We start from the raw sequence: 23,604 nt of genomic DNA on the forward strand, positions 1-23,604 counted from the left end.
CCCGTTCCTCGTGCCCTACGGCCTTGTCGCGCTCAACAATCCCACCCTGTCATAGACCCGGGCGAGCGTCCGCGACGCGACCTCCCGTGCCCGTTCGGCGCCCTGGGCGAGGATCGCGTCGAGGTGCGCGGGGTCTGCCATCAGCTCGTCGACGCGGCTGCGCAGCGGTGCGACGAAATCGGTGAGGATCTGCGCGGTCTCGACCTTGAGGTCGCCGTAGCCCTTCCCCGCGAAATGCTCGACGAGCTCCTGTACCGGTGTCCCCGACAGGGCCGAGTGGATGGTCAGCAGGTTGGTCACACCCGGCTTGTTCTCCCGGTCGACGATGATCTCGCGTCCGGTGTCGGTGACGGCGGAGCGCACCTTCTTCGCCGAGCGCTTCGGGTCGTCGAGGAGGTTGATGAGCCCGGCGTCGGAGTCCGCGGACTTGCTCATCTTCGCGGTCGGGTTCTGCAGGTCGTAGATCTTCGCGGTCTCGGTGACGATGTGCGCCTCGGGCACGACGAACGTCTCACCGAACCGAGAGTTGAAGCGCTGCGCCAGGTTCCGGGTCAACTCGAGGTGCTGGCGTTGGTCCTCGCCCACCGGGACGCGGTTCACGTCGAACGCGAGGATGTCGGCGGCCATGAGGATCGGATAGGTGAACAACCCGACGCCCGCGGCGTCGGCGCCGCCCTTGGCCGACTTGTCCTTGAACTGCGTCATCCGGTTGGCCTCACCGAACCCGGTGATGCACGACAGCACCCAGGTCAGCTGCGAGATCTCCGGCACGTGCGACTGCACGTAGAGCGTCGCCGAGGAGGGGTCGACCCCGACGGCGATGATCTGGGCGACGGCCCGGCGCGTCCTGTCCGCCAGCAGCTCGGGATCGAACGCGGCGGTCAGCGCGTGCAGGTCCGGGACGAAGTAGAACGCGTCGAATCCGTCCTGCAGCGACACCCACTGGCGCACCGCTCCCAGGTAGTTGCCGAGATGGAACGAGTCGCTGGTCGGTTGGATACCGGACAGCACGCGCGGGGTGGTCATGAGAGGGATTGTTTCAGACCCGCTCAATCGAATTCGACGGTGACCGGCGCGTGGTCGGACCATCGACGGTCGTACGCCTCGGGACGCTCGACCCGCGCCGATCGGACGCGGGCCGCCATCGTGGCGTTGGCGAGGTGGTAGTCGATCCGCCACCCCGAGTCCGTGTCGAAAGCCTTGCCCCGCCACGACCACCACGAGTACGGGCCGTCCACGTCACCGACGACGTCGCGCAGGACATCGCTCCACCGCCCGGCGAGGACCTCGTCGACCCAGGCCCGCTCCTCCGGGAGGAAGCCCGGACTCTTCTGGTTGCCCTTCCAGTTCTTGATGTCCCGGTTGTCGTGCGCGATGTTCCAGTCGCCGGCCACGACGACCCCACGCCGCTTGCGGCCCAACGCCGCGAGGTGACCGGCGAAGACGTCGAGGAAGCGGAACTTCTCGTCGCGCTTCTCACCGTCCGCGGCGCCCTTGGGCAGGTACAGCGAGCCGAGGGTCAGGGCCGGGTCGTCACCGTCCGCGGCGACGTCGACCTCGAGATACCGCCCCGTGTCGTCGAATTCGTCGCTGCCGACGCCGACACGGACCGCGTCGACGTCGACCGTGGAGAGCACACCGACGCCCGCGTGGCCCTTCTTCACCGACTCGCACATCGCCAGTCGCCACCCCGCGTCGAGCGCCGGGGCCAGTGCCTCGCGTGCCTGCTCCTCGCTCGCCCGGATCTCCTGGATCAGGACGAAGCGGCGTCCGGTGGGGTCACCCAGCCACGGCAGGATCCCGGGGTTGTCGGGGTTGCGTTCCTTGACCGCCGCGCGGATGCCGTTGACGTTGGCCGTGGTGACGATGGTGGACACGGGCAGGGAGTCTAGGCAGTGGTGCCGACGGCGCCGCGCCGGGAGGTGACCGCAGCGTGGCGGCGGGCCGTCACGGTCGCCACCGCGAGGACGACGAGTCCCGCCACGGCCAACCCAGCGCCGAGCACCGAGGGCGCGCGGTACCCGAGACCGGCGCCGATCACGATGCCGCCGAGCCATGCCCCGGCGGCGTTGGCGACGTTGAGCGCCGAGTGGTTCAGCGCGGCGGCCAGTGTCTGCGCGTCGGCCGCGGTGTCCATCAGACGTGTCTGCAGCGCGGGCACGAGCGCCGACCCGGTGACGCCGACGGCGAACACGAGCGGGACCGCGATCCACACCGTCCCCGCGAACGTCGCGAACGCGAGGAGCACCACGGCGATCGCCGCGAGACCGACGGTGAGGGTGAGCGTCACCGATCGGTCGGCGAGCGCGCCGCCCACGAGGTTGCCGACGACCATGCCGAGACCGAAGAGCATCAGCGCCACCGGCACCAGACCGCCCGGGAGTCCGGAGACGTCGGTCAGCGTGGTGTGGATGTAGGTGTAGAAGGCGAACATCCCACCGAAACCGACGATGCCGATCAGCACGGTCAACAACACCTGCGGGCGCCGCAGGGCACCCAGCTCGGTGAGGGGGTTCGTGACGGTCATCGACGACAGCGTCGGGAGGAACCGGAGCAGCGCGACGAGGGTGAGCAGTCCGATGACGACGACGAGCGCGAACGCCGACCGCCACCCGAGGTGCTCTCCGAGCCAGGTCGCGACGGGGACACCGACGACATTCGCCACCGACAGCCCCATCATCACCTGCCCGACGGACTTCGCACGGTTGCCGGGGCCCGCGAGGTGTGACGCGACCAGCGCCGCGACACCGAAGTAGGCGCCGTGGGGCAGGCCCGAGACGAAGCGGGCGATCATCAGCGTCGTCTGATCGGGCGCGACGACACTGGCCAGGTTGCCGACGGTGAACGCCACCATCAACCCGATGAGCAGGCGGCGTCGCGACATCCGCGCGGTGAGCGCCGCGATCACCGGCGCACCCACGACGACCCCGAGAGCGTAGGCCGAGATGACATGTCCGGCCGAGGGTTCCGACACACCCATCGATCCGGCGATGTCGGGCAGGAGCCCCATCGCGACGAATTCTGTGGTCCCGATGCCGAACCCGCCGAGCGCGAGGGCCAGGACCGCCCAGCGCCGGACCGACGACGACACCGGCGCACCCAGCGGCACCGCGTCGGTGGTGGCTGTGGCGGCGCTGTCGGTGAGGTTCTGGTCGGTGACGGTCACGAGGGAATCGAACCCCGGCGACCGCCGGGTCCATCCCTCCCGCGGCGGTGAGACTGTTCACACCCCGCCGCGGGTGTCGCGATCAGCTGTCGCGGCGCGCGGCCTCGAGGTTCTCGTCGATGGCGCCGAGGAACTCCTCGGTCGTCAGGTACTCCTGGTCGCCGCCCACGAGCAGCGCGAGGTCCTTGGTCATCTTGCCGCTCTCGACGGTGTTGATGACGACGTCCTCGAGCTGGTGGGCGAACTCGATCACCTCGGGGGTGTTGTCGAGCTTGCCGCGGTGCTCGAGGCCCCGGGTCCAGGCGAAGATCGACGCGATCGGGTTGGTCGACGTCGGCTTGCCCTGCTGGTGCTGGCGGAAGTGGCGCGTCACGGTGCCGTGGGCCGCCTCGGCCTCGCAGATGCCGCCGTCCGGGGTCATCAGCACCGAGGTCATCAGACCGAGCGAGCCGTAGCCCTGCGCGACGGTGTCGGACTGGACGTCGCCGTCGTAGTTCTTGCACGCCCAGACGTAGCCGCCCTCCCACTTCAGGGAGGACGCGACCATGTCGTCGATGAGGCGGTGCTCGTAGTGGATCCCCGCGGCGTCGAACTCCGACTTGAACTCCTTCTCGAAGACATCGGCGAAGATGTCCTTGAAGGCACCGTCGTAGGCCTTGAGGATGGTGTTCTTGGTCGACAGGTAGACCGGGTAGTTGCGCTGCAGGCCGTAGTTCAGGGAGGCGCGCGCGAAGTCCTCGATCGACTTGTTGAAGTTGTACATCCCCATCACGACGCCCCCTTCCTTGTCCATCTGCACGATCTCGTGCTCGATGGGCTCGGACCCGTCCTCGGGGGTGTAGGTGATGGTGACCGTGCCGGCGCCGGGGACCTTGAAGTCGGTGGCGCGGTACTGGTCGCCGAAGGCGTGGCGACCGACGATGACCGGCTTGGTCCAGCCGGGCACGAGCCGGGGGACGTTCGAGATGATGATGGGCGCGCGGAAGATGGTGCCGCCGAGGATGTTGCGGATCGTCCCGTTGGGCGACCGCCACATCTTCTTCAGACCGAACTCCTCGACGCGGGCCTCGTCGGGGGTGATCGTCGCGCACTTGACGCCGACGCCGTGTTTCTGGATGGCGTGTGCCGCGTCCACGGTGACCTGGTCGTCGGTCTCGTCGCGGTACTCGATGCCCAGGTCGTAGTAGTCGAGGTTGACGTCGAGGTAGGGGTGGATCAGCTTCTCTTTGATGAACTGCCAGATGATGCGAGTCATCTCGTCGCCGTCGAGTTCGACGACGGTGCCCTCTACCTTGATCTTGCCCATGTGACTGCGCGTCCTCCTCGGCGTGATGGCCGGCTCCCGGGGGAGGCACCTTGTGGGTGCCGGTGTGGGGCCGAGTCCACCGTAGTCCGCGCCGCGCGAGGCGTCCTCACCGACTCGACACCGGGGCACCCGGCATTTCGATCGCGACGATTCCAGAGGCTGCCATGAGCGAATTCACGATGCTATATCCTTGGCGCCAGGTCATGAGTGTCAGCGACAAGCCCCGGCTCGGCTGACCGGCAACCCTCCAACCGCGGTGGGGTGCTCCGGGTGAAAGACCAGGTTGTGGGTCCGCGAGTCGCGGTCCACGGCAAGCGCGGGTCCGATGGTCGGACCCCCCGGGCGGCGATGCCCGGCGCGACCTCAAGGAAGCACCCCTGATGAGCGATCTCCCGTACGACGGAACCCTCGAACCCGAAGACCCCACGGCCTCGTGGAGCTTCGAGACCAAGCAGATCCACGCGGGCCAGACCGCCGACGCGGCCACCTCCGCGCGCGCTCTGCCGATCTACCAGACCACCTCGTACACCTTCCGCGACACGCAGCACGCCGCGGACCTGTTCGGCCTCGCCGAGCCGGGCAACATCTACACCCGGATCATGAACCCGACGCAGGACGCGGTCGAGCAGCGCCTCGCCGCGCTCGAGGGCGGCGTCGCGGCACTGCTCGTCGCGTCCGGCCAGGCCGCCGAGACCTACGCGATCCTCAACATCGTCGAGGCCGGTGGCCACGTCGTCTCCAGCCCCCGCCTCTACGGCGGCACCTACAACCTCTTCCACTACACGCTGCCCAAGCTGGGCATCGAGGTGACGTTCGTCGAGAACCCCGACGACATCGAGTCGTGGCGTGCCGCGGTGCGTCCGACCACCCGCGCGTTCTACGGCGAGACGATCGCCAACCCCAACAACGAGATCCTCGACATCCCGGCGGTGTCGGCGTTGGCGCACGAGCACGGGGTGCCGCTCATCGTCGACAACACGGTGGCGACCCCGTACCTGATTCAGCCGCTCTCCCACGGCGCCGACATCGTCGTGCACTCGGCGACCAAGTACATCGGTGGTCACGGCACCGCGGTCGGCGGCGTCATCGTCGACGGCGGCACGTTCGACTGGCGCGGACAGCGCGACGGCCAGGACCTGTTCCCCGGCTTCACCACCCCGGACCCGAGCTACCACGGTGCGGTGTTCGCCGATCTCGGCGCGCCGGCGTTCGCCCTCAAGGCGCGTGTGCAGTGGTTGCGCGACACCGGTGCCGCGATCGCACCGTTCAACGCGTTCCTCATCTCGCAGGGTCTCGAAACCCTCAGCCTGCGCATCGAGCGCCACGTCGAGAACGCGCGCAAGGTCGCCGACTTCCTCGAGAAGCACGATCAGGTGGAGTCGGTCGCCTACGCCGGCCTGCCGTCCTCCCCGTGGTACGAGCGTGGCCAGAAGCTGGCCCCGCGCGGTCAGGGCGCGATCGTCGCGTTCGAGATCGTCGGTGGTGTCGACGCCGGCAAGCGGTTCGTCGACGCGCTGACCCTGCACAGCCATGTCGCCAACATCGGCGACGTGCGCTCGCTGGTCATCCACCCCGCGTCGACGACGCACTCGCAGCTCATCGCCGAGGAGCAGCTCGCCGCAGGCGTGACCCCGGGTCTCGTCCGGCTCGCGGTCGGACTCGAGGGTGTCGACGACATCATCGCCGATCTCGAACAGGGATTCCGAGCGGCACGCTGAGGTGACGATCGACCCCCGGACACCGACCGAGACCGACTGGGAGACACTCCCCGACGGCGAACTGACGCGCGTGTCCGTGGGGTCGATCGCGCTCGACAACGGTGATGTCATCGACGACGTCACCATGGCGTTCCAGCGGTGGGGACGCCTGTCCCCCACCCGCGACAACGTGGTGCTGACGCTGCACGCGCTCACCGGCGACTCCCACGTCATCGGTCCCCCGGGACCCGGTCACCCGTTGCCGGGATGGTGGGACGGGCTGATCGGACCCGGGTGCTCGGTCGACACCGACGAGTGGTGCGTCATCTCCGCGAACGTCCTCGGTGGCTGCGGCGGGTCCACCGGTCCGTCGTCGCCCGCCCCGGACGGGCGGGCGTGGGGTTCCCGCTTCCCCCACATCACCGTGCTCGACCAGGTCCGCGCCGAGGTCGCCCTGATGGAACGGCTCGGAATCGATTCCGTCGCCGCGGTTCTCGGCGGCTCCATGGGCGGGGCCCGCTCGCTGGAGTGGATGATCGGACATCCCGACCGCGTGCGGAGCGGCCTCGTCCTCGCCGTCGGCCCCCGGGCCACCGCCGACCAGATCGGCACGCAGACGACGCAGATCGCGGCGATCACCGCCGATCCCGCGTGGCAGGGCGGCGACTACCACGGCACCGGCATCGCGCCGACAGCCGGACTGGGCGTGGCCCGCCGGGTGGCGCACATGTACTACCGCTCGGAGATCGAGCTGGACAACCGGTTCCACAACGACTTCCAGGACGACGAGAACCCGCTGGCGGGCGGTCGATACGCGGTGCAGAGCTACCTCGAACACCAGGCCGACAAGCTCGCCGCCCGTTTCGATCCCGGTAGCTACGTCGTGCTCAGCGAGGTGCTCAACAACCACGACGTCGGCCGCAACCGGGGCGGCGTCGAGGCGGCCCTGCGATCGTGCACGGTCCCGTGCATCGTCGGCGGGATCTCCTCCGACCGGCTGTACCCCCTGCGGACGCAGGCGGAGTTGGCGCAGCTGTTGCCGGGGTGCGTCGGAGGACTGCACGTCGTCCAGTCCGACAGCGGACACGACGGCTTCCTCACCGAGATCGACGCCGTGGCGGACCTGCTCAAGCGGACGATGGAACTCGCCCGCAGCTGAGCGCCCCCGGCATGATCATCTCGATGACGGACCAGCCGGCGTCGTCGGTGCGGTGCGGTGCTCCCGAGAACTGTTACGGCGCAACGGCACCCGGCGCGATCGACCGCGGCGCGGTCGTCGGACCGGGCACCGGCGTGAACGGGTAGGGCGTCAGCGGATACGGCGTCAACGACGGCGCATCGGTGATCGGTGAGTCGTACGGCGCCGTGGAGGACGGCGGCGGCGCGGTGATCGTCGACGTCGGGACGTCGCCGCCCTGCTGTGTGGTGGGCAGTTGCGTCGTGGCCCACGGCCGGGTGGCGCGCCCCTCCCCGTCGAGATCGGGGGCGTACTCGTAGCCGCCGGTCGCCGTGGTGGTCGTCGGCGCCTCCGATCGATCCGCGTCGGGCGCCCCCGTCGGCGCGACGGACGGCGTGGCGGTGGTCGTCGGGGTGGCACGGACCGTGGACGCCACCGGATCCCCGCGGACCTGCGACACCGACGACGGGACTGTGGTCGACGGATCGGCGCCGGTGGACGCCGATGTCCCGTGCACCCCGACACCGATGACGACGGCTGTGAGCATGGCCGCGACGACGACCGCTCCGACGACGGCCACCGGGACGACCGAGAGCAGATCGCGGGGGCGTCGGCCGCCGATGAAACCCAGCGTGGACCGGGCCTGCGAGCCGGGTCGTGCGGCCAGCGCCGCGCCGATGGCACTGAGCAGTTCGGGCGTCTCGGGGACGAGGGGGGCGTCGCCGGTGGACCGCTCGATCGCGGTGCGGACGGCGGGCATCGCGGCCAACCCACCGACCAGCACGACCGGCCCGGGGTCGGTCGCGTCGCGGCGGCGCACCCTCTCGACGGCCTCGCCGACCACGGCGGCACCGCCGGCCACGATCTCGTCGAGCATGGCCGCGGTGATCGAGAAATCGTGACCGGCGACCGTCACCGTCGCCGACTGGGCCGCTCCCAGTTCCTCTTTCGCCGTGCGACACGCGCTCAGCAGCTCGGCCCGACGCCGTCGACCGAGGTCGGTCATCGATCCCGCCGCGCGACCCGCGAGCACCTCGTCGATCCCGGCACCGGACAGCTCCGTGGTCCGCTCCACCGTCGAGATGACGCCGTCGTCGGTCCGCAGCGTGAACACCGACGTCCCGCTGTCGCCGCTGTCCACGACGACGACGCGCGGATGTGCGGCCACCGCGCCGGTGTGGGCCAGGGCCAGGCCGATCGCCTCGGGGTCGTCGACGACATGCACCTGACGGCGTCGGCCGGAGCCCCGGGAGGTGATCGCCCCACCGCGGGCGGCGACGCCGATCGCGGTGACCGAGAGGCCGGTCTCGGCGGCACGGTCCAACATGAGGTCGATCCCGGAGTTGACCCGGCCCGGTCCGTCGAGACGGTCGGTGTGGTCGACGTCGATCACGCGGGAGTCGACGACGAGACGCTGATGGTCGTCCACGGTCACCAGGGCGCAGTGGATCATGCCGCTGCCGGCGGAGAGGCCGAGTGTCGTGGTGATGGGGTGCGTCATCGTCTTCCGGAGTCGGCGGACGCGGTGGTCGTCGTGCGTCCTGACGGTGTGGAACCTGTCAAGGATAGTGGGATGCGGCCCGGTGGGGCGACCGACTATTGATCGACACCGGTCCCCAGTGCGTCGATGGACGCCGCGAGCCAGATGATGAGACCGCCGGTGAGCGCGGTGGCGACCACGTCCACGAATCGGCCCCGGACCTGGAGCAGGCCCACCCGGGAGGCGGGGAGCAGGGCCCGCAGGACGGAGGCCAGCAGCGCGGCGCCGCCGAACACGAACGCCCCACGACGCCAGCGGTCGGCGACGACGAACGCGAACGCGATGATGACGAAGAGGGCGACCAACGCGAACGGGATCTGCACGAGCAGCCACCGGATGCGCCGGGCGCGATGTACCGACGCGACCGATCGCCCGCTCGACGGGATGCTCTGCGGGGTCCGCGAGCGGGTCACACCGCCGCCCCGGACCTCGACGCCAGCTCGGACTCCGCGCGCTCTACCACGTTGACCAGCAGGAATGCGCGCGTCAGTGGTCCCACCCCGCCCGGGTTGGGCGACACATGGCCCGCCACCTCCCACACCGCGGGGTCGACGTCACCGACGAGTCCGTCGTCGGTGCGACTCACGCCCACGTCGACGACAGCGGCACCCGGGCGGACCATGTCCGCGGTCACCAGGTGGGCAGCGCCGGCGGCGGCGATCACGACGTCGGCGCGGGCGACCTCTGCCGCGAGATCACGGGTCCCGGTGTGGCACAACGTGACCGTCGCGTTCTCGCTGCGCCGGGTGAGGAGCAACCCGATCGTCCGCCCGATGGTCACACCGCGACCGATGACGACGACATGCGCCCCGTCGAGGGGGATGTCGTAGCGCCGCAGCAGGTGCAGGACACCGCGTGGCGTGCACGGAAGGGGCGCGGGCGCGCCGAGCACCAGGCGTCCGAGATTGACCGGGTGCAGTCCGTCGGCGTCCTTCTCGGGGGCGATGCGTTCGAGCGCGGCGTTCGAGTCGATGTGCGACGGCAGCGGCAGCTGCACGATGTATCCGGTGCAGGCCGGGTCCGCGTTGAGCTCGTCGATGACGGCGTCGAGTTCGGCAGCGGTCGTGTCCGCGGGCAGGTCACGCCGGATCGAGGCGATGCCCAGCTTCGCGCAGTCGGCGTGCTTGCCCCGCACGTAGGCGTGTGACCCGGGGTCGTCGCCGACGAGGATGGTGCCCAGTCCCGGCGTGTGACCCGCCGCCGTCAGTGCGTCCACCCGTCCGCGCAGGTCGCCGAAGATCTCGTCGCGGGTGGCCTTGCCGTCCAGTGCTGTCGCCGTCACGGTGCCATTGTCCCCGATCGGACGCTGCGCCGGGACGAGGCCTCCTCCAGAGGGCGGGGATCGGCCGTACTCGGGTCAGCCGGGGCGGACCGTGGACGCGGCCCGCGCCGCGATACGGGAGCGCAGCGCGGCCACGGGGTGCAGTCGCGGCACGACGACGTCGACCAGCGGGGTCACCACCAGCTCGGACTCGGGCACCCGCTCGACGATGTGTGGTGAGACCGGCGGCAGTGCGGGCTCGATGCGTTCGACGATGTGCGGGGACACCGGCGGCAGTTCCGCCTGCACCCGGGGCACGCGACGCCCGACCTGGATCAGCGGGTACGAGCCCAGCCCGATGAGCACCGCGCACAGGTGCCCGATGTCGGTGAACGTGGGATGGCCGCCGTTCGCGAACGGCACGACCACCGGCGTGAGGGCCAGCGCGACGAGGACGACGAGGTACGGAGCACGCCACTTCCGGGCGAGGCGGTAGACGAGGATGCCCGCGACGCCGGCCAGCCCGTAGCTGACGCCGATGTCGATGACGTTGATCGCGGACTGCGGCGCGCGACCGGTGTCGATCGCCCACAGCAACACGCTCTGGCTGATGTAGGTGGCGCCCACGTGCGCGAGGACGACGACGCCCAGCCACCGCGCCGTGCCGATCCACCGCTCGACGGTGGCGTGGATCGTCGCGTACAGCAGGGCGTAGAGGAACCAGCCGTCGCCGTCGATCCAGAGTGCACTGCGGAAGAGGCTGGGCAGCGGGTCGTGCATGAGGTGCCGCAGATTCGTCGACCTGCTGCGGAGGATGTCGGTGAGGTCACCGGCGCCGACGCGGTGGGCGACGATCGTGGTGACGAAGAGGATGGCGAGCCAGATGAAGGTCCCCGGCGCCGAGCGCACGTACCGACCCACCGCGCCGCCGACACGGCGGACGGTGTCCCGGGTGAATGCTGCGGCCATGGTGTCTCTCTCATGCTCTGGGGTGTCTCCGCGTCCATCCGGGTGATCGGCGGTGCGGGCCATCCGGCACAGTGAGCGTCCGTGTTCCGCATTTTGTTCCACGAGCCGTGCATACCGCCCAATACGGGCAACGCGATCCGCCTGGCGGCCAACACCGGTTCGCAGCTGCACCTCGTCGAACCCCTGGGCTTCGACCTCGACGAGGCGAAGGTCCGGCGCGCCGGCCTCGACTACCACGACATGGCCTCGGTCACCGTCCACCGTGATCTCGACGCCGCCTGGGCCGCTCTCGCCCCGGAGCGCGTCTACGCGTTCACCGCGCATGCCACCGACGGGTTCGCCGACGTCGAGTACCGACCGGGGGACGTGCTGCTGTTCGGTCCGGAACCGACCGGGTTGTCGCAGGAGGTCCTCGCCGACCCCCACGTGACCGCCCGCCTGCGCATCCCGATGCTGCCGGGACGGCGTTCCCTCAACCTCGCGAACGCGGCGAGCATCGTCGTCTACGAGGCGTGGCGACAGAACGGCTTCGACGGCGCGGTGTGAGGGGCGGTGTCGCTCACCGCCAGTCGCGCGATCGGGTCCCGACCCGCAGGTCCATGCGTTCGAGGTGCTCGGCGACGACGGTGACGGCCCCCTCGGCGTTCTGGACGGTGCCCCGGATGACCAGTGCCGACGCCGTGGACGCCAGACGCCGGTACCGCTTCCACAACCCCACCGAGCAGACGACGTTCACCATCCCCGTCTCGTCCTCGAGGTTGATGAAGGTGACCCCCGACGCCGTCGCCGGACGCTGACGGTGCGTGACCGCCCCGCCGACGGTGACGCGGGACCCGTCCGGCACCGACAGCAACCCGTCGGCGGGGATGACGCCCATCGCGTCGAGGCGGGGCCGGAGGAACTGCGTCGGGTACGAGGTCGGCGTGACGCCGGTTGCCCAGGCGTCGGCGGCGGCGAGCTCCACGTCACCCAGGCCCGGGAGGACCGGTGCCTGCACCGCCGACTCCAACTCCAGCTGATCGTCGCGCTCCAGCGCCGCGGCGCCCGCGTCCCACAGCGCCTGTCGACGGCTGCCGCCGAAGCAGTCGAACGCACCCGCCGTCGCCAACGCCTCCAGCTGACGCTCGGTGAGACGGGTGCGTCGGGCCAGGTCCGCCGGGCTGCGATACGGGCCGTCGGCGTCCCTGCGGTCGACGATGAGCTGCGCGACGTCGTCGCCGATGTGGCGGACCGACCCCAGCGCCATCCGCACCTCGAGGCCGTCGTTCTCCAGGTTCGCGTACGCCAGGGAGATGTTGATGTCGGGGCCGTGCACCCGCACCCCGTGCCGACGGGCGTCGGCCACCAGCGTCTGCGGTGAGTAGAACCCCATCGGCTGCGCACGCAGCAACGCGGCACAGAACGCCGCCGGATGGTGCAGCTTGAACCACGACGAGTAGTAGACGAGTGCGGCGAAGCTCTGCGAATGACTCTCCGGGAAGCCGAAGTTCGCGAACGCCGCCATCTTCTCGAAGACACGGTCGGCGACGTCGCCGGTGATGCCGTGGGTGGTGCGCATCCCGTCGTAGAAGCGCTGCTTGAGCCGCTCCATCTTCTCCGGTGATCGCTTGGACCCCATCGCACGGCGCAGCTGGTCGGCCTCGGCGGCGTCGAACCCGGCGACGTCGACGGCGAGCTGCATCAGTTGTTCCTGGAACAGCGGTACGCCCAGGGTCCGCTCCAACGCCGGTCGCATCGAGGGATGCTCGTAGGCGGTGCGCTCGAGTCCGTTGCGTCGCCGCACGTAGGGATGCACCGACCCGCCCTGGATGGGACCGGGGCGGATCAACGCGACCTCCACGACGAGGTCGTAGAACTCCCGCGGTTTGAGGCGCGGCAGGGTGGCCATCTGCGCGCGGGACTCCACCTGGAAGACGCCGACCGAGTCGGCGGCACAGAGCATCTCGTAGACCGGCTTCTCGCCGAGGTCGATCTTCGCGAGGTCGACGTGGAGGTCCTTGTGTTCGGCCACCAGGTCGATCGCATAGTGCAACGCCGACAACATCCCGAGTCCCAGCAGGTCGAACTTGACCAGGCCGATGGCGGCGCAGTCGTCCTTGTCCCACTGCAGCACACTGCGTCCGGGCATCCTCGCCCACTCGGTGGGACACACGTCGGCGATGGGCCGATCGCAGATCACCATCCCCCCGGAGTGGATCCCCATGTGCCGTGGGAGGTCCTCGATCTCCTGCGCGAGGGCGAGCACCTCGTCGGGGATGTCGTGCTCGGGGTTGCGTTTCTCGTCGACGGTGCGCCCGAAACGGCTGACCTGCGAGCTCCACGCGTCCTGTTGTCCGAGCGAATACCCCAGTGCCCGGGCCATGTCCCGCACCGACGACCGGCCCCGATAGGTGATGACGTTCGCGACCTGCGCGCTGTACTCGCGACCGTACTTCGCGTAGACGTGCTGGATGGCCTCCTCCCGACGGTCGGACTCGATGTCGACGTCGATGTCGGGCGGGCCGTCTCGCTCGGGTGACAGGAAACGTTCGAAGAGCAGGGAGTTGCGCACCGGGTCGACGTTGGTGATCCCCAGCGCGTAACAGACCGCGGAGTTGGCCGCGCTCCCCCGGCCCTGACAGAGGATGTCGCTGCGCTTGCAGAAGTCGACGATGTCGTGGACGACGAGGAAGTACCCGGGGAAGTTCAGGGTGGCGATCACCGCGAGCTCGTGCTCGATCTGGCTGTACGCCTTCGCATGTGACTCCGGTGTCCCGTAGCGGTCGAGCGCCCCGCGCATCGTCAGCTCCCGCAACCACGTGTTCTCGGTGTACCCGTCGGGGACGTCGAACGGGGGCAGTTCCGGTGCGATGAGCCGCAGCTCGAACGCGCAGTCGCGGCCGAGCTGCGCGGCGGTGTCGATGGCCTCGGGATGGGCCGAGAGCAGCCGCGCCATCTCGTCGCCGCTGCGCAGGTGCGCGCCGCCGAGCGGCCCGAGCCACCCGGCGATCTCGTCGAGCGTGGACCGCGCACGAACCGCGGCCATGGCCATCGCCAGTCGCCGACGGTCGGGGCCGGCGAAGTGGGCACCGGTGGTGGCGACCGTCGCGACCCGGTGGGCGGCGGCGATGTCGGCGAGCAGGGCGTTGCGCTCGTCGTCGGTGGGCATGGACTGCGCCGTCAGCTCGACGACGACGTTGTCGCGGTCGAACCGGTCGATCAGGGCGCGCAGTTCCCGTTCGGCGCCGGGACGTCCCTCGGCGTCGAGGGCAGCACGGACGGCACCCTTGCGGCAGCCGGTGAGGACCAGCAGGTCGCCGTCCGCGACATCGGCGAGGGCGTCGATGTCGTGGCGCACGAGGCCCTTCTCGCCGGCCGCCATCTGCGCGACCGCGATCCGGCGGGACAGCGTCCGGTAGCCGTCCTGCCCGCGGGCCAGCACCAGCAGATGCTGTCCCTCCGGGTCGGGCGTGCCGGTGCGGGCGATGTCGTGGGCGAGCGACAGCTCGGCGCCGAACACCGTCGGCAGACCCCACTCACGGGCGGCCTCGGCGAACCGGACGACGCCGTAGAGACCGTCGTGGTCGGTGACGGCGAGAGCCTCGAGGCCGAGCCGGTGGGCCTCGGTGACCATGTCCTCCGGTGAGCTGGCCCCGTCGAGGAAGCTGTACGAGGTGTGCGCGTGCAGCTCCGCGTACGGGACCGTGCTGCGCACGGCCTCGACGTCGGACGCCTGGAACGGGGTCCGCTTGCGCGACCAGGCGGGGCTGTCGCCGCCGTCACCGAGGAACGGTTCGGCCGGGCGACCACCACCGCCCGGTGCGCGCCCGGACAGGACACGTTCCATCTCCGCCCAGGTCGGCGGACCCTCGTTCCAGCCCACCTCCCGACGATACCGCGTCGTCGAACATGTTTTCGAACGAACGGGGTGGGCGCCCGGGAGGGATCAGCCCAGTGCGGCGCCGTAGACGTGCTCGACGGTCAGGGTCATCAGCACCCGGCGGTCGTCCACCATGACCTGGCGGTACTCCTCCCAGTCGGGATGCTCACCGCCGCTGCCGAGCCGGTAGTACTCCACCAGCGCGTCCACCTCGGGGCCGTGCGGATCGGTGCCGGGACCGTCGAGGGTGACCGGCCCCTGCGCCGTCGCCCACGACCGGCCGTCGGCGGACGTGAACTCGATGGCCGCCCGCGGGTCCCGTCGCAGGTTCGCGGTCTTCGCCCGTCCCTCGGTCATCGACACCCGGATCGTGTCGGTCTCGCGGTCGTACACCGACGTGACCGGCGACAGCTGCGGCAGGCCGTCGGAGCGGATGGTGGCCAGTACGCCCAGGCTCGTCGCCGCGATGAGGGCCCGGGGATCGAAGTCGTCGCTCATGCGGGGACCAACGACGGCCCCGTCGCGACGATTCCGGTGCGCCCACGTGTCGTCCGGCGACACCACCGGGCACCGGGTCGGTCGGCGTGGCGGACGATGTCGACGACCGTGCCGTCGGTCTAGGGTTGCGCTCGATGGACACCCCTCACGTCGCGGTCGACCGCACGGTTCTGCGGCGCAACATCGACGCAATGGCCACGGCCACGCGCGATGCAGGACTCGACCTCCGACCGCACGCCAAGACCCACAAGTGCGCCGAGATCGGCCGGATGCAACTCGACGCCGGGGCCGTCGGGCTCACGGTCGCGACGATCGGCGAGGCGCAGGCGTTCGCCGCGGCCGGGTTCGACGACCTGTTCATCGCCTATCCGCTGTACCTCTCCGGCGACAAGGCACGCCGCCTCACCGAGGTCGCCGGTACGGCGTCGGTCCGTGTCGCGGTCGACTCCGTCGAGGGCGCGGTCGCGATGGCCGACGCACTGGGCGACGCCCGCGACCGCCTCGAGGTGCTCGTCGAGGTCGACAGCGGCCACCACCGGACGGGGATCGCGCCGGCCCGGGCCGGCGAGGTGGCCCAGGCAGCGGTCGACGTCGGACTGCGCGTGATCGGCGTCTTCACGTTCCCCGGTCACGGCTACTCCCCCGACGCCCGTTCGCTCGCCGCCCGCCAGGAACGTGACGCCCTCGCGTCCGCGGCCGACGAGCTGACCGCCCGCGGGATCGACGCCGGCGTCCGCAGCGGAGGATCCACCCCGACGGTCGGGTTCGCCGATGCCGACGTGCTCACCGAGGTCCGCCCCGGCGTGTACCCGTTCAACGACGCCCAGCAACACCATCTCGGCCGGGCGGGCCGCGACGACCTCGCGCTGGGTGTCGTCGCGACCGTCGTCCAGCGGGGCCCGGGGCGGTTCGTCCTCGACGCCGGCAGCAAGGTGCTCGGATCCGAGAGGCCCGCCTACGTGGACGGCCACGGGATGCTGCCTGACCATCCGGGGACCACCGTCGTCGCACTGTCGGAGCATCACGCGACCGTCGAGACCACCGGCACCGCACCGGGGTTGGGGTCGATCGTCCGTGTGGTCCCCAACCACGTCTGCATCACCGTGAACCTCGTCGACGAACTCGTCGTCACCGACGGGGGCGTGGAGGTCGACCGGTGGCGTGTGATCGCCCGCGGCGCCAACGCATGAGGTCACCGATCGGGCGGTCGCTGGTCGCGCTGGCGGTGATGACGACGATGGTGACGGTGGCCGGATGCGCTGTGACGCAACCCCCGCCGGACACCGCGCAACTGAGCCGGGCACCGAGTGTGACGTTCACGCAGCGTGGGATCGACTCCGTCGGCGACGCGAGTGCGGTGGTCGTCGACGGGACACGCCGGCTGGGCGTGGCGCTCGCACGGTCCGACGGGTCGCAGCGTCGATCGCCGAACACCCTGGTCGCCCCGTTCAGCGCGATGACCGCACTGGAGGCCGTCCGTGCCGGCGCCGATGGCGCCACCGCCGACGAGATCGACTCCGCGGTCGGCCCGTACCGGCCGGCGGCCGTGGCGGCGCTGCTCGGGCAACTGGCGGTGATCGCCGGCGACCCGGGTACCACTGACGCCGGGAACCCGCCCCCGGTCCCGCTGTACCACCAGGCGACAGGCCTGTTCCTCGCCGACTCCACCCCACCCCGCACCCCCTACCTCGACGAGCTGAGCCGGTGGTTCGACACCGGCGTCTACCCGATGCGCTTCGCGACCGACCAGTCCGAGCGCGCGCTCGACGAATGGGCGACGGTGAACACCGCCGGTCAGCAGACCCGGGCGCCGATCAGCACCGACCGGTCCACCTCCCTGGCCGTGGCCGCGACGGCGTTCCTGGCCGCGTCCTGGGCCGAACCGTTCCTCCCGTCCGACACCGGTGACGCGGCGTTCACCACCGATTCCGGGCGCGTGACGCAGGTCCCGACGATGCAGGCGGACATCCCTGCACGGGTGGCGCGAGCGGGCAGGTGGACGGCGCTCGAAGTGCCCTTCGCCGGAGCGGATCTCGCCCTGCAGATCATCCTCCCCGCCGACCGCGCCGGGGCGGACACGGTGCTCGACGACGAGGTGCTCGGCGAGGTGGCCACGACCCTGCGACGGACACCGACCACGGGCGACGTCGCGGTGAGCCTGCCGCGGTGGACGACGAACGCGACCGTCGACGTGCGTCGCGCCCTGACGGGACTCGGTGTGCGCGCACCGTTCTCCGGCGGACTGGACGCGATCGGTCGCGGGACCGTGGTGAGTTCGCTGGGTCAGTCGGGGGCACTGACCATCGCCGAGCGGGGCACCGCCGGTTTCGCCGACGCGCAGACGACGAGCCCGTCGAGCGTCGCGCCCACCCCCGCGGCCGGAAAGCGCTTCACCGCCGACCGCCCGTTCGTCTACCAGGTGGTGGACACGTCGACGTCGCTGCCGGTGTTCATCGGCCTGATGGGTGACCCCTCGGTCTCGTAGCCCCCCCGACGGTTCACTCGTAGACGCCCTCGACCGTCCACTGCTGTCGGCTGTAGCGCAGCAGCAGAGCGCGGGAGTCCTCCAAGAGGACCTGCGCGCGGGCATGCGTCCCGACCTGCTCGGCCGTCGCACCCCACCACCGTTCGTCGGCCGGCCACGGACCGGCCCACCACCGCAGGACCCATCGTCGCGACCCCCAGGTCACCGCCGCGGGCTCCGCGCTGAAGCCGCCACGGGCGGTCACCCGCACCGGTTCGTCGTCGTCGTCGAGGACGGCGACGGGTGTGTCGAGCACGACGGTGGGAACAGGATCGGGCACACGGCCCGGCCACGGTGCGGACGGGTCCGCAGCGGGGACGAGCTCATCACCCAGGGGCACCAGCGTGATCCGTTCCGCGACACCACGTCCCCCACTGGCGACCGGCACGCGCACGGCATCTCCCCCGAGGAGACCCTGCACGCGCACCAGCGCACGACGGGCCCGCTCGGCCACCTCGCCGTCCCCACCGGGGATGCCGGCGCCCCGGAACCCGAACTGCAGCGCCCCGGAGTCCACCAGTTCCACCGGCTCCAGCCGGAGCGACGCAATCGGTGAGTCGGGCCGGTCCCCGGCCTTACCGGTGAGCCAGCCGTCGAGCTGCCAGCGGATCCGGTCGGCGGTGGCCTCGGGGGTGAGCGGTTCGGCGCAGCGCCATGTCCGCGACGACTGCTGTCCCCCGGTGGTGGTGGCGTGCACCGTCAACCGGGTGCACGCCACCGACGCCGCCATCAACGCGCGGTGCAGTTCGTCGGCCAGTCGGCGACCGACGAACGCCGCCGCGTCGACACGGTCGATCGGGGGGTCGCAGTCGTGCTCGATGACGACGTCGGTGGTGGAGCATCGCCCCGACAGGCGTCGACCGGGCTCTGCCCGCGCCGCCCGATGCGCCGCGACGGCGTCGGTCCCGAACCGGTTGGCCACGTCGGTCGGCGAGAGCTGCGCGAACGCGCCGACGGTGCGGATCCCGAGGCGCCACAACAGGTCGATGAGTTGCTCACGGTCGTCGGCGGCGAGGCTCGGTTCCGCCCCGAGCTCGGAGACGGGTAACCCGGCGAGGAACTCCGCATCGCCTCCGGGCGGCACGATCCGGCCGTGGCGGGCGGCGGCGACACAGGTGAACAGTTCGTCGGCCACACCCGTCTGCGACTCCACGCCGTGAGCGGCCACCACGTCGACGAGTCTCTCCGCCGCCGACTCCTCCCCGCCGAAGTACCGCGCCGCGCCGGCGGCGGGCAGCACCATGAGCCCCGGCCGCAGGACCTCCACCGTCGGGATGACCTCCGCCACCGCCTCCACGAGCGGCTCGAAGAACCGGCCGTCCCGACCGCTGTCGGCGACGACCACGTGCAGGTTCGGGCACCGCGCCTGCGACTCCCGCTTGCGCATGCCGCGGCGGACCCCCATCGCCCGGGCCGTCGCCGAACAGGTGATCACCCGGTTCGCCGAGATCACCGCCACCGGACGGTCCGGCGACAGATCGGCGTCGGCCGCGGCGGCGGCCGCCGGCCAGTCCGGGCACCAGACGGCGAGCGCGCGACGTGATGTCATCGTCGACACCTGTCAGTTCGCGACCGACAGGGACGACCGCGCGGACGCCGACCGTCCGGACGATGCGACCGACTCCACGGGCTGCGCGGCGACCACCTGGACACGACCGTCGAGATGGACCACGTCGACGCGGGTGTCGGTGCCGGGGGCGCCGCGATCACTCGCGTGCACCGTCAGCGACAGCCCCGCGATGCGACCGTGTCCGATGTGGCGGAACGGTGTGTGCCGGTAGTCCTCGACGCGCGCCGTCACCGAGGCCCGGGCCCCCGCCCACCGGCCGTCGGTGACGATGAGCGCGGATCCCTTGGCCCGCGCCCGGGCCATCACCGCCCGCGACCGCGACGGCGGGACGGAGATCCCGCCCAGACCGACGACGACGAGGTCGAGCCCGTCGAGCAGGACCGCGGCCACCTCGACGGGGTCGAACGCGGACGACGTCGTCCGATCCGGTCCGGACGGACCGGGCACGGTCGCGATGCGGGACAGGTCCGCACCCATCTCCGCCGCGGCGTGCAGGCTCAGATGCGGATGGCCGACCACCGCGACATACCCACCCGCGGCGGTGACGGAGGCGATGATCGCGACCAGCAGCGACCGGGCGCCGTCGACCGCCGTGACCGCACCCCGGGCCACCCCACCGCCGGGCATCACACCGGCGAGGGCCTCCGGGACGGGCAGGACCTCCCGCTGCCGCTGCTGGGAGGCGACCACCGTCACCGACTGTTGGTCGGCCGGTGTCACCGACACCGACCGCTCGGCCGACACCGTCGCCAGACGAGCCCGCAACATCGCGACGGTGTCGTGCACATCCGGGTCCTGAGCACCCGGGTCGACCTCTACAGACGTCATGGTTTCTCCCCTCGACCGACACGTCGGCCACCGACTCGGATTCACACCCGACTCAGGCCGCGGGGAAGTCACGACCGATCGAACATGCTTTCGAGATCGAGGGTAGGACCGGGGTCCGACAGGCGTCAATCGGCTCGTCGACCGATCCATCCGGACATCCGAACCACTGGGACAGGAGTCCACTAACCTTGCTCAGGTGACGATCTCTCCCCACCCGCGACACGTGCCCGGACCGGGTTCGCTCATCGCCGGGCGCTATCGACTGACGTCGAAACTGGGCGGTGGCGGGATGGGTGCGGTGTGGCTCGCGAGCGACCAACTGCTCGACCGGGAGGTCGCCGTCAAGCAGGTCGTCTCCACCGACGGCCTGTCCGACGCCGGGGCCGACGACGTCCGCACCCGGGCCCTGCGCGAGGGGCGGATGGCCGCGCGGCTCAACCATCCCAACGCCATCGCCATGCACGACATCGCCGTCGACGGCGGTGAACCGTGGCTCGTGATGGAGTACGTCCCCTCCCGCAGCGTCGCGCAGATCCTGCACTCGACCGGGACGCTGCCCGTCGTGCACTCGGCACAGATCGGCGCGCAGGTGGCGGCCGCGATGGCCACGGCACACACCGAGGGGATCGTCCACCGCGACATCAAGCCCGGCAACATCCTCGTCGCGACCACGGGGCGCGACGCGGGGCTGGTGAAGATCTCCGACTTCGGCATCTCCCGGGCCAAGGACGAGATCCAGACCGCCGAGAACGGCGTGATCACCGGGACCCCGGCGTACTTCGCGCCGGAGGTGGCCCGGGGTGCCGAACCCACCGAGGCCTCCGACGTCTACTCGCTGGGGGCCACCGTCTACACGGCGGTCGAGGGCACCCCGCCCTTCGGTGTCGACGAGGACTCCCTCGTCCTGCTGCATCGCGTCGCCCGCGGCGAGATCACCCCGCCGCAGCGGGCCGGTGTCCTCGCCCCCGTCCTGCTCGCGATGCTCGAGCCCAGCCCCACACGTCGACCCACCATGGCCCAGGCCCGCGATCAGCTGGCCGCGGTCGCCGCGGGACCGGGCGGGAACCCGGCGGCCGTCCTCGCGGCACCGCTGCCGCGCAGCGAGGGCGGCATGCCCATCTGGGGCGGACGGTCGGTGCCCCGCAACCGATCCGGACGTGACCGCACCGGGGTGTCCGCCCGCACCGAGACCGGGTTGCCCGCGGCGCGGGTGCGACCCGCGACATCGCACACCGCGGCATCGCCCACCCCGTCATCCGCCGATCCGACACGACCGGCGCCGACGACCACACCGCCGCCGGCGGCCACCACCGCGGCGGACGGATCACCCTCCGTCGCACCACCTCCCGCCGACACCGCGCAGCCGTCGGTGGCGTCGCGCCTGCTGCCCGGCACACCCACCCCGCCGGACTCCGCCGACCGCACCGTCCCCGTGCGGGTCGTGCTGATCGGCGCAGGCATCGCGGTCCTCGTGGTGCTGCTGCTCCTGCTGGTCTTCCTCTGAGGGTCTTCCTCTGAGGGGTCAGCCGTCGGATCCGACGGTCAGCAGGTACTGCGCGGTGAGGGCCACCGCGGGCACAGAGTCGTCGACCAGCCCGACGAGGACCATGCGTACCCGCTCGCCCGCGAGTTCACCGAGTGCCTGCACGAGACGTCCCCGCGCACCGGGGTCCGCCACCCCTACGAGTTCTCGTTCGATCGCGGTGACGATGTCGGTGGTGATGTCGTGCTCCCGCGCGAGGTGCCCGAGTGTCTCCGCCGCCTCGACATCGTCCGCCCCTCGCACGACCTTCGCGACGAGGTGGTCGACGACCTCCGTCTCGCCGAGACCACCGAGGGTCACCACCGCCCGGTCGCGCACCACCGGATCCGGGTGGGTGACCGCCTCGCGCAGGACCGGCATCACGGCCGCTGCGTCGGATCGAGCAGCCGCCGTGATCACCTCCATCGCACGGCGCCGCGCTCGCGTGTCATCCGACCGCACCGCGGCCACGAGGTGGGGAACGGCCGCGTCGATCGACCGGAGAACCGACCACTGCAGTGCCCCTGCGACGTTCGCCTCGTCCTCGGCGAGGAGTGCCGCCACCGTCGCGGTGACGGGAACGGGCCCGTCGGCGGACAACACGACCCGGGTCCTCCGGAGCGGGTCGGGGGAATCGAGCTCCTGCAGCAGGGCGACGACGTCGAGGACGTCCCGCCACGACGATGCACCGCTCGCCCGTACGTCGGTGAGCCGCACCACGAGTCGTCGTTCGCGGTCGATCCGGTCGCGGGCACGGTCCATCAGCTCGTCCACCAACGCAACGGGGATGTCCCCGTCCTGCAACGCCTCCCGGATCGACTGCAGCGGCAGACCGAGGGACCGGAGACTCTCCACGCGGAACAACCGGTCGATGTCGGCATCGGTGTAGTCCCGGTAGCCGTTGCCCGCTCGACGCCCCGGCGAGACCAGACCCATCGCGTCGTAGTGGCGCAGCATCCTCGTGCTGATGCCACTGATCCGCGAAAGCTCACCGATCCGCATCGGACCCCATCACGGCCACACGACGCGCCTCGTGGAGGGCGTCGTCGTCACCGGAGTCCGGATCGTCGAGCAGACGAGCGGTGCGGGCGGCGTGTCGCGCGACGCGCTCGTCGGTGGACGACATCGCCTCGCGAACAGGGCCGTCCGCCACCCGGTCCAGGGCGACCAACGACCGGGTCAGACGTCGCTGTCGCTCCTCGCCTCCGACCCCGAGCTGCGCGAGCAACGTGTCGACCAGTGCGCTCTCCTGGCCTGTCGGCACCACGGCGACCGCTGCCCGCCACGCCGTCGTCGCCACCTCGTCGACAGGGTCGTCGACCAGGGAGAGGACACGCGGCCACAGATCGGCGGACATGGCGCCGACGCCGGGCAGCTTCGTCAGCGTGTGCAATGCCTGGCTGCGGGCCTGCGGCTCGTCGCTGTCGAGTTCGGCGACCACGCGCGGCAGGACGAGGGAGGCGGCGTGACGGGTCAGCGCCCACGTCAGCATGTCGCGCACGAAGAAATCGGGGTCGATGCCGCACCGTCGCACGAGCGCCTCGACGAACTCCGGGTCGGGGTGGGTACCGGCGTACACGGCGGCGCGGAGCCGTGCCGACGGATCCGGTCGATCCAGGGCCGCGACCACAGCGGACCGGGTGGTGGGTGTCATGGCTGTCCTCCTCGACACCCACCCAAGACCTTC

General features: G+C 71.0%; 20 protein-coding genes and 1 riboswitch. Of the genes, 6 read left to right on the forward strand and 14 right to left on the reverse strand.

Going from position 1 to position 23,604, the window contains the following annotated elements; genetic code table 11:
- Window positions 1-15: 15 nt before the first annotated feature.
- From trpS to LX14_RS00165, 4 genes are all read right to left on the reverse strand, one after another.
- Window positions 16-1,026: a tryptophan--tRNA ligase gene (gene trpS, locus LX14_RS00150; RefSeq protein ID WP_253645278.1), complete on the reverse strand. Its 1,011-nt coding sequence runs from the start codon at window positions 1,024-1,026 to the stop codon at window positions 16-18.
- Between the two features lie 23 nt (window positions 1,027-1,049).
- Entirely contained in the window at window positions 1,050-1,877 is an 828-nt protein-coding gene (locus LX14_RS00155; RefSeq protein ID WP_253645279.1) for an exodeoxyribonuclease III, read from the reverse strand.
- Window positions 1,878-1,888: 11 nt separating this feature from the next.
- The gene (locus tag LX14_RS00160) at window positions 1,889-3,166 is read right to left on the reverse strand and encodes an MFS transporter (protein ID WP_372505214.1); all 1,278 of its coding nucleotides are present in this window, start codon (window positions 3,164-3,166) and stop codon (window positions 1,889-1,891) included.
- Between the two features lie 82 nt (window positions 3,167-3,248).
- A complete protein-coding gene (locus LX14_RS00165; RefSeq protein ID WP_253645280.1) occupies window positions 3,249-4,472 on the reverse strand; it encodes an NADP-dependent isocitrate dehydrogenase in 1,224 nt (407 codons plus the stop codon).
- A gap of 199 nt (window positions 4,473-4,671) precedes the next feature.
- Window positions 4,672-4,795: riboswitch (SAM riboswitch) on the forward strand.
- Between the two features lie 57 nt (window positions 4,796-4,852).
- Here LX14_RS00165 and LX14_RS00170 point away from each other — a divergent pair.
- Both LX14_RS00170 and metX read left to right on the forward strand, forming a co-directional pair.
- A complete protein-coding gene (locus tag LX14_RS00170; RefSeq protein ID WP_253645281.1) occupies window positions 4,853-6,190 on the forward strand; it encodes a bifunctional o-acetylhomoserine/o-acetylserine sulfhydrylase in 1,338 nt (445 codons plus the stop codon).
- A 1-nt stretch (window position 6,191) separates the two neighbouring features.
- Entirely contained in the window at window positions 6,192-7,328 is a 1,137-nt protein-coding gene (metX, locus tag LX14_RS00175) for a homoserine O-acetyltransferase MetX (RefSeq protein WP_253645282.1), read from the forward strand.
- Window positions 7,329-7,401: 73 nt separating this feature from the next.
- Here metX and LX14_RS00180 read toward each other — a convergent pair whose 3' ends face one another.
- From LX14_RS00180 to LX14_RS00195, 4 genes are all read right to left on the reverse strand, one after another.
- Window positions 7,402-8,847 carry an Hsp70 family protein gene (locus LX14_RS00180; protein WP_253645283.1) on the reverse strand — a complete coding sequence of 482 codons (1,446 nt, stop codon included), beginning with the start codon at window positions 8,845-8,847 and terminating at the stop codon, window positions 7,402-7,404.
- 95 nt (window positions 8,848-8,942) lie between these two features.
- A complete protein-coding gene (locus tag LX14_RS00185; protein WP_372505215.1) occupies window positions 8,943-9,299 on the reverse strand; it encodes a DUF3017 domain-containing protein in 357 nt (118 codons plus the stop codon).
- Complete coding sequence (locus LX14_RS00190) at window positions 9,296-10,168, reverse strand: bifunctional methylenetetrahydrofolate dehydrogenase/methenyltetrahydrofolate cyclohydrolase (RefSeq protein WP_253645284.1); 873 nt, start codon at window positions 10,166-10,168, stop codon at window positions 9,296-9,298. Before LX14_RS00190 ends, LX14_RS00185 begins: the two co-directional genes overlap by 4 nt.
- A gap of 75 nt (window positions 10,169-10,243) precedes the next feature.
- Window positions 10,244-11,116: a rhomboid-like protein gene (locus LX14_RS00195; RefSeq protein ID WP_253645285.1), complete on the reverse strand. Its 873-nt coding sequence runs from the start codon at window positions 11,114-11,116 to the stop codon at window positions 10,244-10,246.
- A gap of 81 nt (window positions 11,117-11,197) precedes the next feature.
- Between LX14_RS00195 and LX14_RS00200 the strand changes: the two genes are divergently transcribed.
- Window positions 11,198-11,662, forward strand: a complete 465-nt coding sequence (locus LX14_RS00200; RefSeq protein ID WP_253645286.1) for a tRNA (cytidine(34)-2'-O)-methyltransferase — start codon at window positions 11,198-11,200, stop codon at window positions 11,660-11,662.
- 13 nt (window positions 11,663-11,675) lie between these two features.
- On the opposite strand, the gene LX14_RS00205 is transcribed toward LX14_RS00200, so the two are convergent.
- Complete coding sequence (locus LX14_RS00205) at window positions 11,676-14,978, reverse strand: error-prone DNA polymerase (protein ID WP_253645287.1); 3,303 nt, start codon at window positions 14,976-14,978, stop codon at window positions 11,676-11,678.
- A 63-nt stretch (window positions 14,979-15,041) separates the two neighbouring features.
- A complete protein-coding gene (locus LX14_RS00210; RefSeq protein WP_253645288.1) occupies window positions 15,042-15,473 on the reverse strand; it encodes a PPOX class F420-dependent oxidoreductase in 432 nt (143 codons plus the stop codon).
- 134 nt (window positions 15,474-15,607) lie between these two features.
- On the opposite strand from LX14_RS00210, the gene LX14_RS00215 reads away from it, so the two are divergent.
- Window positions 15,608-16,663 carry an alanine racemase gene (locus LX14_RS00215; RefSeq protein WP_253645289.1) on the forward strand — a complete coding sequence of 352 codons (1,056 nt, stop codon included), beginning with the start codon at window positions 15,608-15,610 and terminating at the stop codon, window positions 16,661-16,663.
- A complete protein-coding gene (locus tag LX14_RS00220; protein ID WP_253645290.1) occupies window positions 16,660-17,958 on the forward strand; it encodes a serpin family protein in 1,299 nt (432 codons plus the stop codon). Before LX14_RS00215 ends, LX14_RS00220 begins: the two co-directional genes overlap by 4 nt.
- A gap of 13 nt (window positions 17,959-17,971) precedes the next feature.
- On the opposite strand, the gene LX14_RS00225 is transcribed toward LX14_RS00220, so the two are convergent.
- Complete coding sequence (locus LX14_RS00225) at window positions 17,972-19,546, reverse strand: DNA polymerase Y family protein (protein ID WP_253645291.1); 1,575 nt, start codon at window positions 19,544-19,546, stop codon at window positions 17,972-17,974.
- A 12-nt stretch (window positions 19,547-19,558) separates the two neighbouring features.
- Window positions 19,559-20,395, reverse strand: a complete 837-nt coding sequence (gene imuA', locus LX14_RS00230; protein WP_253645292.1) for a DnaE2-dependent mutagenesis accessory factor ImuA' — start codon at window positions 20,393-20,395, stop codon at window positions 19,559-19,561.
- Window positions 20,396-20,591: 196 nt separating this feature from the next.
- On the opposite strand from imuA', the gene LX14_RS00235 reads away from it, so the two are divergent.
- A complete protein-coding gene (locus LX14_RS00235; RefSeq protein WP_253645293.1) occupies window positions 20,592-21,899 on the forward strand; it encodes a serine/threonine-protein kinase in 1,308 nt (435 codons plus the stop codon).
- Between the two features lie 18 nt (window positions 21,900-21,917).
- Here the strand turns inward: LX14_RS00235 and LX14_RS00240 are convergent, their stop codons facing one another.
- Window positions 21,918-22,919, reverse strand: a complete 1,002-nt coding sequence (locus LX14_RS00240; RefSeq protein ID WP_253645294.1) for a MerR family transcriptional regulator — start codon at window positions 22,917-22,919, stop codon at window positions 21,918-21,920.
- A complete protein-coding gene (locus tag LX14_RS00245) occupies window positions 22,906-23,571 on the reverse strand; it encodes a HEAT repeat domain-containing protein (RefSeq protein WP_253645295.1) in 666 nt (221 codons plus the stop codon). Before LX14_RS00245 ends, LX14_RS00240 begins: the two co-directional genes overlap by 14 nt.
- Between the last annotated feature and the right edge of the window lie 33 nt (window positions 23,572-23,604).

It is taken from the genome of Williamsia deligens (assembly GCF_024171765.1).
Taxonomy (GTDB): domain Bacteria; phylum Actinomycetota; class Actinomycetes; order Mycobacteriales; family Mycobacteriaceae; genus Williamsia_A; species Williamsia_A deligens.

Coding starts and splice junctions, on each gene's coding strand:
- LX14_RS00165 (WP_253645280.1), bottom strand. CDS start 4,472: ATGGGCAAGATCAAGGTAGAGGGCACCGTCGTCGAACTCGACGGCGAC.
- LX14_RS00170 (WP_253645281.1), top strand. CDS start 4,853: ATGAGCGATCTCCCGTACGACGGAACCCTCGAACCCGAAGACCCCACG.
- LX14_RS00220 (WP_253645290.1), top strand. CDS start 16,660: ATGAGGTCACCGATCGGGCGGTCGCTGGTCGCGCTGGCGGTGATGACG.
- LX14_RS00225 (WP_253645291.1), bottom strand. CDS start 19,546: ATGACATCACGTCGCGCGCTCGCCGTCTGGTGCCCGGACTGGCCGGCG.
- LX14_RS00215 (WP_253645289.1), top strand. CDS start 15,608: ATGGACACCCCTCACGTCGCGGTCGACCGCACGGTTCTGCGGCGCAAC.
- LX14_RS00240 (WP_253645294.1), bottom strand. CDS start 22,919: ATGCGGATCGGTGAGCTTTCGCGGATCAGTGGCATCAGCACGAGGATG.
- imuA' (WP_253645292.1), bottom strand. CDS start 20,395: ATGACGTCTGTAGAGGTCGACCCGGGTGCTCAGGACCCGGATGTGCAC.
- LX14_RS00195 (WP_253645285.1), bottom strand. CDS start 11,116: ATGGCCGCAGCATTCACCCGGGACACCGTCCGCCGTGTCGGCGGCGCG.
- LX14_RS00245 (WP_253645295.1), bottom strand. CDS start 23,571: ATGACACCCACCACCCGGTCCGCTGTGGTCGCGGCCCTGGATCGACCG.
- trpS (WP_253645278.1), bottom strand. CDS start 1,026: ATGACCACCCCGCGCGTGCTGTCCGGTATCCAACCGACCAGCGACTCG.
- LX14_RS00180 (WP_253645283.1), bottom strand. CDS start 8,847: ATGACGCACCCCATCACCACGACACTCGGCCTCTCCGCCGGCAGCGGC.
- LX14_RS00210 (WP_253645288.1), bottom strand. CDS start 15,473: ATGAGCGACGACTTCGATCCCCGGGCCCTCATCGCGGCGACGAGCCTG.